The organism is Pseudomonas sp. S31 (assembly GCF_016648105.1).
In the GTDB taxonomy this organism is placed as follows: domain Bacteria; phylum Pseudomonadota; class Gammaproteobacteria; order Pseudomonadales; family Pseudomonadaceae; genus Aquipseudomonas.
In genome coordinates, this window is record NZ_JACVVE010000007.1 from 63,847 (window position 1) to 76,484 (window position 12,638).

The window sequence follows — 12,638 nt, forward strand, 5'->3', positions numbered from 1 at the left end:
GTGTAGGACGTGCGTTGCCAGGATTACTGCTGCGCCACTTTCTCCGACTTGCCGTCATAGCGCTTGCGCCATTCGGCCAGAATCTGGTCGCGGTTTTTCGAGGCCCAGGCGAAGTCGTTCTTGATCAGGCGTTGCTCATAGTCGGCCGGCAGCTCGGTCTGCGGCTTGGCGATGCCTGGCGCGGCAAGCACGGCGAAGTTCTCCTTGTACAGCTCCATGGCTGCAGGGCTTGCCGAGAAGTCCGCCAGGCGCTTGGCTGCATCGGCCTTCGGCGACCCCTTGATCACTGCGGTCGCCTCGATCTCCCAACCGAGGCCCTCCTTCGGCAGCACGATATCCAGCGGCGCGCCTTGGCGCTTGAGCTGTACCGCCGGATACTCGAACGAAATGCCGATCGGGAATTCCCCCGATGCCGCCAGCTTGCACGGCTTGGAACCGGAATGAACGTACTGACCGATGTTCTGGTGCAGGTCGTCCATGTAGGTCCAGCCCTGCGGCTCGCCAAAGGTCTGCAGCCAGGCGCTGACATCGAGGAAGCCGGTGCCGGACGAGGCCGGGTTGGGCATGACGATCTTGCCCTTGTACTCAGGCTTGGTCAGGTCCTGCCAGCTCACAGGCTTGCTCAAGCCCTGCTTCTGGGCCTCGATGGTGTTGAAACAGATGGTCGCGGCCCACACGTCCATGCCGACCCAGGCCGGCGGGTTGGCGGCGTCGCGGTAGTTCGGCGAGATCTTGTCCAGATCCTTGGGCGCATAGGTTTCGAGCATGCCGTTCTGGTCGAGGATGGCCAGGCTGGAAGCAGCAAGGCCCCAGACCGCGTCGGCTTGCGGACGGTCCTTCTCGGCCAGCAGCTTGGCAGTGATGATGCCGGTGGAATCTCGCACCCATTTGATCTCGATGTCCGGGTTGGCCTTTTCGAAGGCCTGCTTGTAGCTCTTGAGCTGCTCGGCCTCCAGAGCGGTGTACACGGTCAGCTGGGTGGCTGCGGCCGAAGCCTGCAGGCTGAAGACGGCGGATACGGCAGCGGCAAGTGCAAGGGGCTTGAACATGATGCGTTTCCTATCAGTGTGGGCAGTCGGTCAATGGCCGGGCGCGCGCTGGCGCCAGGCCTGGGAGCGGCGCAGCAGGCCACGCGAGGCCGCGGCCAGCAGCAGGGAAGCCGCCGCGCTGGTGAACAGGATCAACGTCGACATGGCGGCAGCACCGCCGACGTTGCCGGCATCGTCCATGTTCAGCACGGCGACAGCGGCGAGGATGGTGTCGGGGCTGTAGAGAAAGATCGCCGCGGAGACGGTGGTCATCGCCGAGACGAACAGGTAGCGGACGATGTCCAGCAGCGCCGGCAGGCAGATCGGCACGGTGACCCGCACGAAGTGCTTGTACAGCGGCGCCTTGAGCGACAGCGCAGCGGCCTCGAACTCGCCGTCGAGCTGGCGCAGCGCCGTGGTCGCGGTCATCTGCGCGGTGGTCAGGTAGTGGGCGATGGTGCACAGCACCAAGAGCGCCATGCTGCCGTAGAACACGTGCAGCGGGTTGCCGGCGAGGTTGAAGAAGAACACGTAGCCCAGGCCCAGCACCAGGCCAGGCACCGCCATGGGGATGAAGCTGAGCAGGCGCAGGAGCTGGTTGAGCAGGCGTTGCCCCTGAGTCTTCTCCATCAGGTAGGCCCCGGTGAAAATCACCAGACTGCCGACCAGCGCGGTTCCGATGGCCATGGTCACGCTATTGCGATACGCCAGCCAGCCGCCGCCAGCGGTGTCCTCGAACAGGTAGTGCCTGAACGACAAGGTCATGTTGTATGGCCAGAAGGTCACCAGCGACGAGTACACCGCCATGCCGATCACGCCCAGCAGCACCAGGCAGACCAGCACGACCAAAGCCAGGAAGCAGGCATCGCGACAGCGCGATGGCTTGGCCTCGAACACCTGGGCGCGGCCACTCATCGCATCGCCCTGGCGCCGGCGCAGCCAGGCATCGACGGCAAAGCTCAGCAGCGCGGGTACCAGCAGCACCATGCCGATCAGCGCGCCCCGACCGAACTGTTGCTGGCCGACCACCGCCTTGTAGGCTTCCAGTGCCAGCACCTGGTAGTCGCCACCAACCACCACCGGCACGCCGAAGTCGGTGATGGTCAAGGTGAACACCAGGCAGAACGCTGCGAACACCGCCTGGCGCGTGGCCGGCCAGGTGATGCTGAAGAACGCCCGGCCGGGACCGGCGCCCATGCTCGACGCGGCGTCGAACAACCGCGCATCGGCCAGCGACAGGGCCGACAGCAGGATCATCAGCGCATGCGGGAAGGTGTAGATGGCCTCCCCGAGGACGATGCCCCAGAAGCCGTAGATGTTGTCGCTGAGCAGGCCGCGCAGCAGGCCCTGGTTGCCGAACAGGTAGACCAGGGCAATCGCCGGGAGCATCGACGGCGCCAACAGCGGCAGCAGCGAGATGCCACGCCACAGGCCCTTGGCCGGGATCAGCGTACGCTGCAGGGCATAGGCGAACAGGTAGGCCAGCGGCACCACGATGGCGGCCACAGTGAAGGCCACCGACAGGCTGTTGCCCAGCAGCCAACGGAAGTTGGCGCTGGCGAACAGCTCGCGAGCCGCCAGCAGGCCGCCGCCCTGGCCTGCGTCGCCGCTGAACCCTCGCCAGAAGATCGCCAGCAACGGCATCACCACCGCCAGCAGCAGAAGCACCAGCAGCAGGCTCTTGCCGCCGATCACGAACAGGCGGTCGCCCAAGGCGGCACCACTACGCGATGCACGCGCGGCCTGGCCGAGCGGCAAGGTCATTGGCGCGGCCATCTCAGGCAAACACCTGCAGGCTCTGTGGCGGCAAGGCCACCCAGATGTCCTGCGAGCCCAGGCGCGGCATGGCCTCCGGCGCGAGTTCGGCGAGCAGCGCATGGCCGGGCAAGGCCTTGAACTCGAAGCTCATGCGGCAACGATTGCCGAGAAAGGTGATCTCGCGAACCCTGGCCGGGAACAGGTTTTCCTCGTGCACCACCGGGTTCACGGTGATCGCCTCCGGACGGCAGAACAGCCGGCCACTGCGCGCCTGCTTGGCAGAGGGCGCCAGGCGCATGTTCATGCCGCCGACCTGGGCGTGGCTGTCACTGCTGCGCTGAAACGGCAGCCAGTTGCCCTGGCCAACGAACTCGGCAACGAACGGCGTGGCCGGCTGGTCGTAGATCTCCTGCGGGGTGGCGTACTGCTCAACCTGGCCGTTGTTCATCACCGCGATGCGGTCGGCCATGAGCATGGCCTCGTCCTGGTTGTGGGTGACCATCAGCGTGGTGATGCCGAGTTGGCGCTGCAGCTGGCGCAGTTCGGTGCACAGGTGCTCGCGAACCCGGGCATCGAGCGCCGACATCGGCTCGTCGAGCAGCAGCAACGACGGCGACGGAGCCAGGGCGCGGGCCAACGCGACCCGTTGCTGCTGGCCGCCGGACAGCTGGCCAGGGTACTTCTTCTCGCTGCCGGCCAGGCCGACCAGTTCGAGCATCTCAGCCACCCGCTGCCGGCTGGCGTCACGATTGCTGCCGGTCAGGCCATAGGCGATGTTGGCTTCGACGGTGAGGTTGGGAAACAGCGCATAGGACTGGAACAGGATGCCGTAGTCACGCGCCTGGGGCGGCAGTTCGGAGATGTCGCGCTCACCGATGTACAGCTCGCCGCGGTCCTGGCGTTCGAGGCCGGCGATGCAGCGCAGCAGGGTGGTCTTGCCACAGCCTGACGGGCCGAGCAGGCACACGAGTTCGCCAGCGGCGATGTCCAGGGAAACATCGTTGAGCGCGGTGAAGGCGCCGAAACGTTTGTGGATACCGCGCACCTTCATCTGTGCGCCTGGAGTGACAGGGTTCATGGCAGGGCCTCATCGAACAAGTGAGGGCCATGCTAGGAAGGCTGTGCGAAGGTTCTGTGGCTTTAGGGCAAAAGCGGGTGATAGTGGTATAGGCAGATTTGGGAGTGGTTGCGGGCCCTTTCGCGGGTAAACCCGCGCCTACAGGACCGACACCGGCCTAGAACTGCGACCCTGCGACCTCCTGCGCCACCCCCAGGAACGCCGCCGGCAACCTGGCCTGGCGCCGCTCCTTCAGGCAGTACAGGTACTCGTGCATCACCGGCGCGTCCTCCAGCGCCAACACGCGCAGTTCAGCGTTATGCGGCACCTCGTGGCGCGCGATGATGCTGATGCCGATATTGCGCAGCACCGCCTCGCGAATCGACTCGCGGCTGCCGATTTCCAGCAACGCCCCGGCCCTCACCCCAGCCGATGCCATCATCTGCTCGGTGAGCTTGCGCGTGGTCGAGCCCTGCTCGCGCATCAGCAGGCAGTGCCCGACCACCCCTGCGATGGACACCGACTGGCGATGCGCCAGCGGGTGATTGCGGTGCACCGCTACCACCAGCGGGTCGGTGCCCAGCACCCGTCGCACCAGCCGCGCATCCTCCACCAGTTGCGACGAGGCGGCGATATCGACGCGGTACTCTTCGAGCATTTCCACCACTTGCTGGGAGTTACCGATCTCCACCGCCACCCCCACCTGGGGCAGGCGCTCGCGAAAGACCTTCACCAGGTCGAGGATGTAGTACGGCGCCGTGGCGGCGATGCGCAGGCTGCCCTGGGCCTGGCCACTGTTGCGCAGCTCGAACTCGATGTCGGCCTCCTGCTGCAACAGCGCCTTGACCATCGGCAACAGGCGCACCCCCTCGTCGCTGAGCACCAGGCGCCGCCCGCCGCGGTAGAACAGCTCCACCGCGTAGTGGCTTTCGAGGTTGCGAATCTGCGTGGTCACGGTGGGCTGGCTGAGCCCGAGCTTCTTCGCCGCCTGGGTGATGCTGCCCAGGCGGGCCACCATGTAGAAGGCTTTGAGCTCGGCACTCAGCATTGCAGGACCTCGTTACTTGCGCAGCAGGCGCAGACCGTTGAACACCACCAGCAGGCTCACACCCATGTCGGCGAATACCGCCATCCACAGGGTGGCCATGCCGGCGAAAGTGATCGCCAGGAAAATTGCCTTGATGCCCAACGCCAGAACGATGTTCTGCATCAGGATCGCCGCACTTTGGCGCGACAGCCTGACGAACGCCGGGATTTTGCGCAAGTCGTCATCCATCAGGGCCACGTCGGCGGTCTCGATGGCGGTGTCGGTGCCGGCCGCCGCCATGGCGAAGCCGATTTCGGCACGGGCCAAGGCGGGCGCATCGTTGATGCCGTCACCGACCATGCCCACCCGATGGCCCTGAGCATACAGCTGCTCGATGCTCTGCAGCTTGTCGCCAGGCAGCAGGTTGCCCTCGGCACGGTCGATGCCGACCTGGGCTGCGATGGCCTGGGCGGTGTGCGGATTATCGCCGGTGAGCATGACCGTCTTGATACCCAGTGCATGCAGTTCGGCGACGGCCTGGCGGCTGCTGTCCTTGACCGTGTCGGCCACAGCGAAGAGAGCCAAGGGGCCTGTGCGGTCGAGTAGCAGGACCACGGTCTTGCCCTGGCGCTCCAGCGCATCCAGCTGCGCTTCCAGTGCCGGCGAGCACAGCCCCAGTTCCTCGACCAGGCGATGGTTGCCCAGGTGATAGGTTTCGCCGTCGATATCCCCGCGCACGCCACGGCCAGCCAGGGCCGCGAAGGCGCTGACCTCGCTCAGCAGCAAGCCCTGAGCCTTGGCGAACTGGGCGATGGCGGCGGAAACCGGGTGGTCCGAGCGGTTGCCAAGGCTTGCCGCCATCGCCTGGGCACGGCCCTCGAAGCGCGGCTCTAGCACCAGGGCGTCGGTCTGCACCGGCTTGCCGTGGGTGATCGTGCCGGTCTTGTCCAGGGCCAGGAAGTCCAGCTTGCGGCCGCCTTCCAGGTACACGCCGCCCTTGATCAGAATGCCCTTGCGCGCCGCCGCGGCCAGGCCGCTGACGATGGTCACCGGGGTCGAGATCACCAGCGCGCATGGGCAAGCCACCACCAGCAGCACCAAGGCACGATAGACCCAGTCGAACCAGGCGCCGGCCATGAACAGCGGTGGGATGACCGCCACCGCCAGGGCCATGGCGAACACTACCGGGGTGTAGATCCGCGAGAAACGGTCGACGAAGCGCTGGGTGGGCGCACGTGCCCCTTGCGCCTGCTCCACGGCCTTGATGATCCGCGCCAGGGTCGACTGCCCGGCAGCCGCCGTCACACGGTATTCCAGGGCGCCAGCCTGGTTGATGGTGCCGGCGAACAACTTGTCGCCGACGGTCTTCTCGACCGGCAGGCTTTCGCCGGTGATCGGTGCCTGATCGACGCTGGACTGGCCACTCAGCACTTCGCCGTCCAGGCCCACGCGCTCACCAGGACGCAGGCGCACCAGGCTGCCCACCGCCACCTCGCGCACCTCGACTTCACGCCACTGGCCGTCCGCCTGCCTGACCGTGGCCATGTCCGGTGCCAGTTGCATCAGCCCGCTGATGGCGTTGCGTGCGCGGTCCAGCGAGCGCGCCTCGATCAGCTCGGCGATGGTGAACAACACCATGACCATCGCCGCTTCCGGCCACTGGCCGATCAGCACTGCGCCAGTCACGGCGATGCTCATCAAGGCGTTGATGTTGAGGTTGCGGTTCTTCAGGGCGATCCAGCCCTTCTTGTAGGTGCCCAGGCCACAGCCAAGGATGGCCGCCAGCGCCAGTAGCGCCACCAGCCACTCGGGAGCTAGCGCGGTGAAGTGCACGATTTCGGCGGCGATCGCGGCGATACCGGACAACACCAGCGGCCACCAACGAGTGGCGTGCGGCTGTGGCGCGCTGCCGGCCGCATCATCGGCTTCGGCCAGCGGCTCGGCCTTCATGCCCAGGCTATCGATGGCGCGCTCGATCTCGGCGGTGTCGCCCAAGGTATGGCGCACGCCGAGTACCCGATTGATCAGGTTGAACTCCAGCTGCTCGATGCCCGCCAACTTGCCCAGCTTGTCCTGGATCAAGGTCTGCTCGGTCGGGCAATCCATGGCGTCGATGCGAAAACGGCTGAGCCGGGCAGCATCGCTGATCTTTTCGCTCAACTGCACCTGGGCCGGCGCGGCATGCGAGCCACAGCACGCGTGGGCGTGGCCGTGCGCGGCTTCGTGTGGGTGATCGTGGCTGACAGGCTGGTTCATGGAGTCGTCCTTAAGTGGGCCTGTTGCCAAGTGAACACCCTGTAGCCACTATAGGGTCAAGCCACCTGCTGGAGTTTCTGCCATGAAGATCGGAGAACTGGCCAAGGCCACCGACTGCCCCGTCGAGACCATCCGCTATTACGAGCGTGAGCAATTGCTACCGGAGCCCGCACGCAGCGAGGGTAATTACCGCCAGTACACCCATTCCCATGTCGAAAGGCTGACGTTCATTCGCAACTGTCGGACCCTGGACATGACCCTGGACGAGATCCGCAGCCTGTTACGCCTGCGCGACAGCCCGGAGGATGCCTGCGGCAGCGTCAATGCGCTGATCGATGAGCACATCGAGCATGTGCAGGCGCGGATCGATGGGCTGGTGGCGCTGCAGGTGCAGTTGGTGGAGCTGCGTCGACGCTGCAATGCGCAAGGGGACGAGTGCGCGATCCTGCAGCGGTTGGAAGAGAATGGCGCGGTGTCGGTGCCGGATACCGAGCATTCCCATGTGGGGCGTAGCCACGGGCATTGAGAATGCTGGGGGCTGCGTAGAGCCTGAGACCATCCAGTTATGACATATTGGTACCCTTTGAACCAACCGCTGGCACCAGGGAAAGGCATGGACACAATCGTCATACGGTACTTTGAGCAGATCAAAGACCTGGCCACAGGGACTATGAGCGTGTCCCCCTTGGGCAAAGAAACCTATGAGTCCATTTCTGAGGCGCTCATGCCCGGAAGTGGCACACACAAAATCTTCTGCATCAAGAAATTCACAGGCGTCGCAAATTACCGCTGGTACGTGGAAGGGGTTGCACCGCTCACGACTGCGGGGGTCGTTCCTGCTGAATACTCGGTTACGCTCAGTAAGATTTTCACTACAGTGCCTGAGGAATACCTGCAGCAGACCCTGAAGAAAACTGGCGCCTCCCTGAACCGGGTGCTCCAGTTCGGGACTATTGTGGAGGTCGACTATGGCTTCATTCAGACCATTGGCCGGGAAGATGGCGAGCTCCGGACGAACAAACGTTACTGCGACACCCTGCAAAAAGGCGAGATGCACAAGCGTAGGCTGGCGATCGTCGTACGAGCCAGCAGAGGAGTATGTCAGGTCGTCCCGGTGACCTCTGATTCACCAGGCGTCGCTGACAAAACGAGTTTCCAGCTTTCGCGACCGACCCTGGATCAGCTGACGTTTTGGGGCTCGAGCGGGAAGGACAGCTGGGCGATTTGCCAGATGGTGGAGTCGGTATCGGTCAACCGAATCCTGCCGCCGATCACTGAATACCAGGCACGCGGGCAAACCCGTCGAGGTCGTAACATTCACTATACGTTGCGTCTTGCCGAAGCAGAAAAGGCCCTGCTGAGGAACTCTCTGCTTCATAGCATCGGGGTCACGGACTACCAGCAGACCAAGACCAAGCTGAGCGAAACCCGCGAACAGCTTCAAGAGCTCACTGCAGCCGCAACCGACCTGGAAGCGGCAAACGCCCGCCCGTATCGCTGCGCTCGAGGCCGAACGAAAAGAGCTATTGCTGTACCAGGAGGTCGCCGTGGATTGGGGCAAAGGGTTCGGAGAAGGTCAGCTCGAAGCCGCTGTCGCTGATCTGCGAGCGCTATACGAGACGATGGCTACCGAGGGTTCGCCTGAGAAATTGACCGCCTAACTCGAATGTCAGAAGCGTCAACCTGATTGACAAGGTGATTAGCGATCAGTAATCTTTTTATCACTGGCGGGGAATGCTGGAGCAGTACCGGAACCTCGCGACGGCCTTAGGGCATATACTGCAGAAGAAAACGTTTTACAAAAAACCGCCTACTTGGCGGTTTTTTGCTTTGTGGGCTTGCACCAACCTATCCGCGTTGCTTGATCAGATCCACCAGCAACTGACCTTCCGGCATCGGAGACATCGTACGAAGGAGCCCTACGTTCTTCTGAACATGCTCTACACGCATAATCCTTTGATGGACTTGTAGGAGCGGCGCAAGGCCGCTCCTACAGAATGGATCAGACCGCCATCGGCGCCGTCATCGGCGCATGGTGCTCATACCCGTCCAGCCAGAAATCGCTTGGCTCGATCTTCTCCAGCCACTCAGGCTCGTACTTGCCAGTCTTGGCGAAGTCCGGCACACGGTCGCTGATCACCAGCTTCGGCGCCTCGAGCGGCTCGCGCTTGAGCTGCTCGTTGAGCATGTCCAGGTGGTTTTCGTACACATGGGCATCGCCGATGAAGTAGGTGAACCAGCGCGGGGTGTAGCCGGTCAGGCGGCCGAACAGCGACAGCAGCGCCGCACCTTCGGTGAGGTTGAACGGCGTGCCCAGGCCCAGGTCGTTGGAGCGGATGTAGAGGGTCAGGGAAATTTCCTTGGTCTCGACATTGGGGTGGAACTGGTACAGCAAGTGGCACGGCGGCAGGGCCATTTCATCGAGCTGCGCGCAGTTCCAGCCGTGGAACAGGATGCGCCGGCTGCCTGGGTCGTTGGCGATGGTGTCCAGGCACTGGCGCACCTGGTCGATGGCCTTGTACAGGACCACGAACGCTTCACCGTCGTCCTCGTCCTGAGCGATCTGGCGAAAGCCTGCCTGCTCGGCCATCTCGATGGCCGCCGGGTTGCTCAGCGCGATGCGCTTGTAGCCCGGCCACTGGCGCCACTGCACGCCGTAGATCTCGCCGAGGTCGTCATGGCCCTGGCGGAACGGGTTGGCCAGCCACTGGGCGTTCTCGTTGGCGTTCTGGTCCCAGACCTTGCAGCCCAGCTCGCGGAATTGCCCGGCGTTCTTCACACCGCGCAGGAAGCCGACCATTTCGCCGATCGCCGACTTGAACGCCAGCTTGCGCGTGGTGATGGCCGGGAAGCCTTTCTGCAGGTCGAAACGCAACATGGCGCCCGGCAGGCTGATGGTGCGGATACCGGTGCGGTTTTCCTGCAGCGTGCCGTTGTCGATGACGTCGCGGACCAGGTCCAGATACTGTTTCATGGCTTACCTGTAGCAAAAACGGCAGGGGGATCGCCCCTGCCGTGGGAATAATCAGGCGGGTTTCGCCGTGGGCTTGCGATTATAAGCCCACCAGATCAGGCCGAGGCCAGCCAGGATCATCGGCACGCAAAGAATCTGACCCATGGTCAGCCAACCCCAGGCCAGGTAACCCAGCTGGGCATCCGGCACGCGAACGAATTCGACGATGAAGCGGAAGATGCCGTAGAACAGCGCGAACATGCCCGATACCGCCATGGTCGGCCGCGGCTTGCGCGAGAACAGCCAGAGGATCACGAACAGCGCCACGCCTTCCAGGGCGAACTGATAGAGCTGCGAGGGGTGGCGCGGCAACTGCGCCGGGTCGCTGAACGGCGGGAAGATCATCGCCCATGGCACGTCGGTGGGCTTGCCCCACAGCTCGGCGTTGATGAAGTTGCCGATGCGTCCGGCGCCCAGGCCGATCGGCACCAGTGGCGCGACGAAGTCCATCAGTTCGAAGAACGACTTGTTGTTGCGTTTGCCGAACCACAGCGCCGCCAGCATCACGCCGATGAAGCCGCCGTGGAACGACATGCCGCCCTTCCACACCTCGAAGATCAGCGTCGGGTTGGCCAGGTAGGCATGCAGGTCGTAGAACAGCACGTAGCCCAGGCGTCCGCCGACGATCACCCCCATCGACAACCAGAACACCAGGTCGGAGAGTTTCTCGCGGGACCAGGTCGGATCGAAGCGGTTCAGCCGACGCGAGGCCAGCAGCCAGGCACCGCCGATACCGATGAGGTACATCAGGCCGTACCAATGGATTTTCAGCGGCCCGATGGCCACGGCCACGGGGTCTATCTGCGGGTAAGGCAGCATGGGGATTCCTCTTGGTTCAAATCAGAAAGCTCAGGCCCACGCAGAACAGCAGCGCGGCGAACAGGCGCTTGAGCAGGCGTGGCGACAGCTTGTGCGCCAGACGCGCGCCGAAACGGGCGAAAAACATGCTGGTCACGGCGATGCCGATCAACGCGGGCAGGTACACGAAGCCCAGGCTATGGGGTGGCAGGTGCTCCTCGTGCCAGCCCAGCAGCATGAAGCTCAGAGCACTGGCGATGGCGATCGGCAGGCCGCAGGCCGACGAAGTGGCCACCGCCTGCTGCATCGGCAGGCTGCGCCAGGTCAGGAACGGCACGGTCAGCGAGCCGCCACCGATGCCGAAGATCGCCGAGGCCCAGCCAATCACCCCGCCCATGCCCACCAGCGCCGGCTTGCCAGGTATGCCATGGCTGGCTTTGGGCTTGAGGTCGAGGGTCATCTGCGCGGCGATCACCAGGGCGAACACGCCGATGATCTTCTGCAACAGTGGGCCCTGGATCAACGAGGCGGTCTTGGCGCCGACACCGGCACCGAGCAGGATGCCGAGGGTCATCCAGGCGAAGATCGGCCACTGCACCGCGCCTTTGCGATGGTGCTCCAGCACGGCGTTGATCGAGGTGAAGACGATGGTCGCCAGCGAGGTACCGACCGCCAGGTGGGTCAGCACCGAGGCGTCGAAGCCCTGCAATGTGAAGCTGAATACCAGCACCGGCACGATGATGATGCCGCCGCCCACGCCGAACAGCCCGGCCAGCACCCCGGCGCAGGCGCCCAAAAGCAGATAGAGTACGAACTCCATTCGTCGTCCCCGAGAAATCGATGCGGCATGGTAACGGAAGGCGGCCCTGCGGCTCTAGTGAACTCTGTGACAGGATGGATCGCCGTGACCGCGCTCGCTACAGTGGGGAAAAACACAGGGGCCACACCTATGTGCCTGATCGTATTCGCCTGGCGGCCGGGGCATGCCCTGCCGCTGATCGTGGCGGCCAACCGCGACGAGTTCTATGCCCGCCCCACCCAGGCGCTGGGCGCGTGGGAAGATGCGCCCGGCGTGCATGCCGGGCGCGACCTGGAGGCCGGCGGCACCTGGCTCGGCATCGGCCCGCAGGGGCGCTTTGCCGCACTGACCAACATTCGTGACCCAGGGCAGCCGCTGGGGCCGCGCTCGCGTGGCGAGCTGGTGGCGGCCTACCTGCAAGGCGAACTGGGGGTCGAAGCGTATCTCGACCACGTGGCCGGGCGCAGCTCGCAATATTCTGGATTCAACCTGCTGGTCGGGGATACCCATCAGTTAGGCTACCTGAATGCCCGCGAGCCTGTGCCACGGCTGCTGGAGCCCGGTGTATATGGGTTGTCCAATGCCGGGCTGGATACGCCTTGGCCGAAGCTGGTGAAGGCCCGGCGAGGGCTGGAGGGCTTGCTGGAATCGGCCGACCCGCAGCAACTGCTGGGGTTGCTGGCCGATGGCGAAACCGCGGCCGAGGCCGACTTGCCGGAGACTGGGGTGGGTTTAGCGACGGAGAAGCTGCTGTCGAGCGTGTTCATTGCCAGCCAGAACTATGGGACGCGGGCGAGTACGGTGCTGATCGTGGATGATCAGGGGAGAAGGCGGCTGGTGGAGCGCAGTTTCGGGCCGTTTGGTGGGCATCTGGGGGAGGTTGCCCTGGAAGTCTGAGGTTT

Annotated in this window: 11 protein-coding genes; 3 read left to right on the plus strand and 8 right to left on the minus strand. The window is 64.2% G+C overall.

Annotated features, from left to right (window positions below):
• Positions 1 to 23: 23 nt before the first annotated feature.
• The 5 genes from IAE37_RS07750 to IAE37_RS07770 all read right to left on the minus strand — a co-directional run bounded on the left by IAE37_RS07750 (position 24) and on the right by IAE37_RS07770 (position 7,126).
• Positions 24 to 1,049: a putative 2-aminoethylphosphonate ABC transporter substrate-binding protein gene (locus tag IAE37_RS07750; protein WP_201171812.1), complete on the minus strand. Its 1,026-nt coding sequence runs from the start codon at positions 1,047 to 1,049 to the stop codon at positions 24 to 26.
• Between the two features lie 30 nt (positions 1,050 to 1,079).
• Positions 1,080 to 2,804: a putative 2-aminoethylphosphonate ABC transporter permease subunit gene (locus IAE37_RS07755; RefSeq protein ID WP_201171815.1), complete on the minus strand. Its 1,725-nt coding sequence runs from the start codon at positions 2,802 to 2,804 to the stop codon at positions 1,080 to 1,082.
• Position 2,805: 1 nt separating this feature from the next.
• Positions 2,806 to 3,864, minus strand: coding sequence for a putative 2-aminoethylphosphonate ABC transporter ATP-binding protein (locus IAE37_RS07760; RefSeq protein WP_201171818.1), 1,059 nt, complete (start codon positions 3,862 to 3,864; stop codon positions 2,806 to 2,808).
• Between the two features lie 157 nt (positions 3,865 to 4,021).
• Entirely contained in the window at positions 4,022 to 4,891 is an 870-nt protein-coding gene (locus IAE37_RS07765) for a LysR family transcriptional regulator (protein ID WP_201171820.1), read from the minus strand.
• A 12-nt stretch (positions 4,892 to 4,903) separates the two neighbouring features.
• The gene (locus tag IAE37_RS07770) at positions 4,904 to 7,126 is read right to left on the minus strand and encodes a heavy metal translocating P-type ATPase (RefSeq protein WP_201171821.1); all 2,223 of its coding nucleotides are present in this window, start codon (positions 7,124 to 7,126) and stop codon (positions 4,904 to 4,906) included.
• Positions 7,127 to 7,208: 82 nt separating this feature from the next.
• On the opposite strand from IAE37_RS07770, the gene cadR reads away from it, so the two are divergent.
• Positions 7,209 to 7,652: a Cd(II)/Pb(II)-responsive transcriptional regulator gene (gene cadR, locus IAE37_RS07775; protein ID WP_201171828.1), complete on the plus strand. Its 444-nt coding sequence runs from the start codon at positions 7,209 to 7,211 to the stop codon at positions 7,650 to 7,652.
• A gap of 87 nt (positions 7,653 to 7,739) precedes the next feature.
• On the plus strand, positions 7,740 to 8,726 hold the full coding sequence (locus IAE37_RS07780; RefSeq protein WP_201171831.1) for a type II toxin-antitoxin system PemK/MazF family toxin: 987 nt from the start codon (positions 7,740 to 7,742) through the stop codon (positions 8,724 to 8,726).
• A 402-nt stretch (positions 8,727 to 9,128) separates the two neighbouring features.
• Here IAE37_RS07780 and IAE37_RS07785 read toward each other — a convergent pair whose 3' ends face one another.
• The 3 genes from IAE37_RS07785 to IAE37_RS07795 are packed head-to-tail and all read right to left on the minus strand — an operon-like array spanning position 9,129 to position 11,757.
• A complete protein-coding gene (locus IAE37_RS07785) occupies positions 9,129 to 10,100 on the minus strand; it encodes a thymidylate synthase (protein WP_201171834.1) in 972 nt (323 codons plus the stop codon).
• A gap of 51 nt (positions 10,101 to 10,151) precedes the next feature.
• Complete coding sequence (gene lgt / locus IAE37_RS07790) at positions 10,152 to 10,958, minus strand: prolipoprotein diacylglyceryl transferase (protein WP_196171317.1); 807 nt, start codon at positions 10,956 to 10,958, stop codon at positions 10,152 to 10,154.
• A gap of 16 nt (positions 10,959 to 10,974) precedes the next feature.
• Positions 10,975 to 11,757: a sulfite exporter TauE/SafE family protein gene (locus tag IAE37_RS07795; RefSeq protein ID WP_201171836.1), complete on the minus strand. Its 783-nt coding sequence runs from the start codon at positions 11,755 to 11,757 to the stop codon at positions 10,975 to 10,977.
• Between the two features lie 129 nt (positions 11,758 to 11,886).
• On the opposite strand from IAE37_RS07795, the gene IAE37_RS07800 reads away from it, so the two are divergent.
• Positions 11,887 to 12,633, plus strand: a complete 747-nt coding sequence (locus tag IAE37_RS07800; protein ID WP_201171852.1) for an NRDE family protein — start codon at positions 11,887 to 11,889, stop codon at positions 12,631 to 12,633.
• The last annotated feature ends 5 nt before the right edge of the window (positions 12,634 to 12,638 follow it).

Excerpts from the sequence above, each read along its gene's own strand:
- IAE37_RS07800 (WP_201171852.1), top strand. The coding sequence starts at position 11,887 with ATGTGCCTGATCGTATTCGCCTGGCGGCCGGGGCATGCCCTGCCGCTG.
- lgt (WP_196171317.1), bottom strand. The coding sequence starts at position 10,958 with ATGCTGCCTTACCCGCAGATAGACCCCGTGGCCGTGGCCATCGGGCCG.
- IAE37_RS07755 (WP_201171815.1), bottom strand. The coding sequence starts at position 2,804 with ATGGCCGCGCCAATGACCTTGCCGCTCGGCCAGGCCGCGCGTGCATCG.
- IAE37_RS07780 (WP_201171831.1), top strand. The coding sequence starts at position 7,740 with ATGGACACAATCGTCATACGGTACTTTGAGCAGATCAAAGACCTGGCC.
- IAE37_RS07795 (WP_201171836.1), bottom strand. The coding sequence starts at position 11,757 with ATGGAGTTCGTACTCTATCTGCTTTTGGGCGCCTGCGCCGGGGTGCTG.
- IAE37_RS07760 (WP_201171818.1), bottom strand. The coding sequence starts at position 3,864 with ATGAACCCTGTCACTCCAGGCGCACAGATGAAGGTGCGCGGTATCCAC.
- IAE37_RS07770 (WP_201171821.1), bottom strand. The coding sequence starts at position 7,126 with ATGAACCAGCCTGTCAGCCACGATCACCCACACGAAGCCGCGCACGGC.
- IAE37_RS07750 (WP_201171812.1), bottom strand. The coding sequence starts at position 1,049 with ATGTTCAAGCCCCTTGCACTTGCCGCTGCCGTATCCGCCGTCTTCAGC.
- IAE37_RS07785 (WP_201171834.1), bottom strand. The coding sequence starts at position 10,100 with ATGAAACAGTATCTGGACCTGGTCCGCGACGTCATCGACAACGGCACG.
- IAE37_RS07765 (WP_201171820.1), bottom strand. The coding sequence starts at position 4,891 with ATGCTGAGTGCCGAGCTCAAAGCCTTCTACATGGTGGCCCGCCTGGGC.
- cadR (WP_201171828.1), top strand. The coding sequence starts at position 7,209 with ATGAAGATCGGAGAACTGGCCAAGGCCACCGACTGCCCCGTCGAGACC.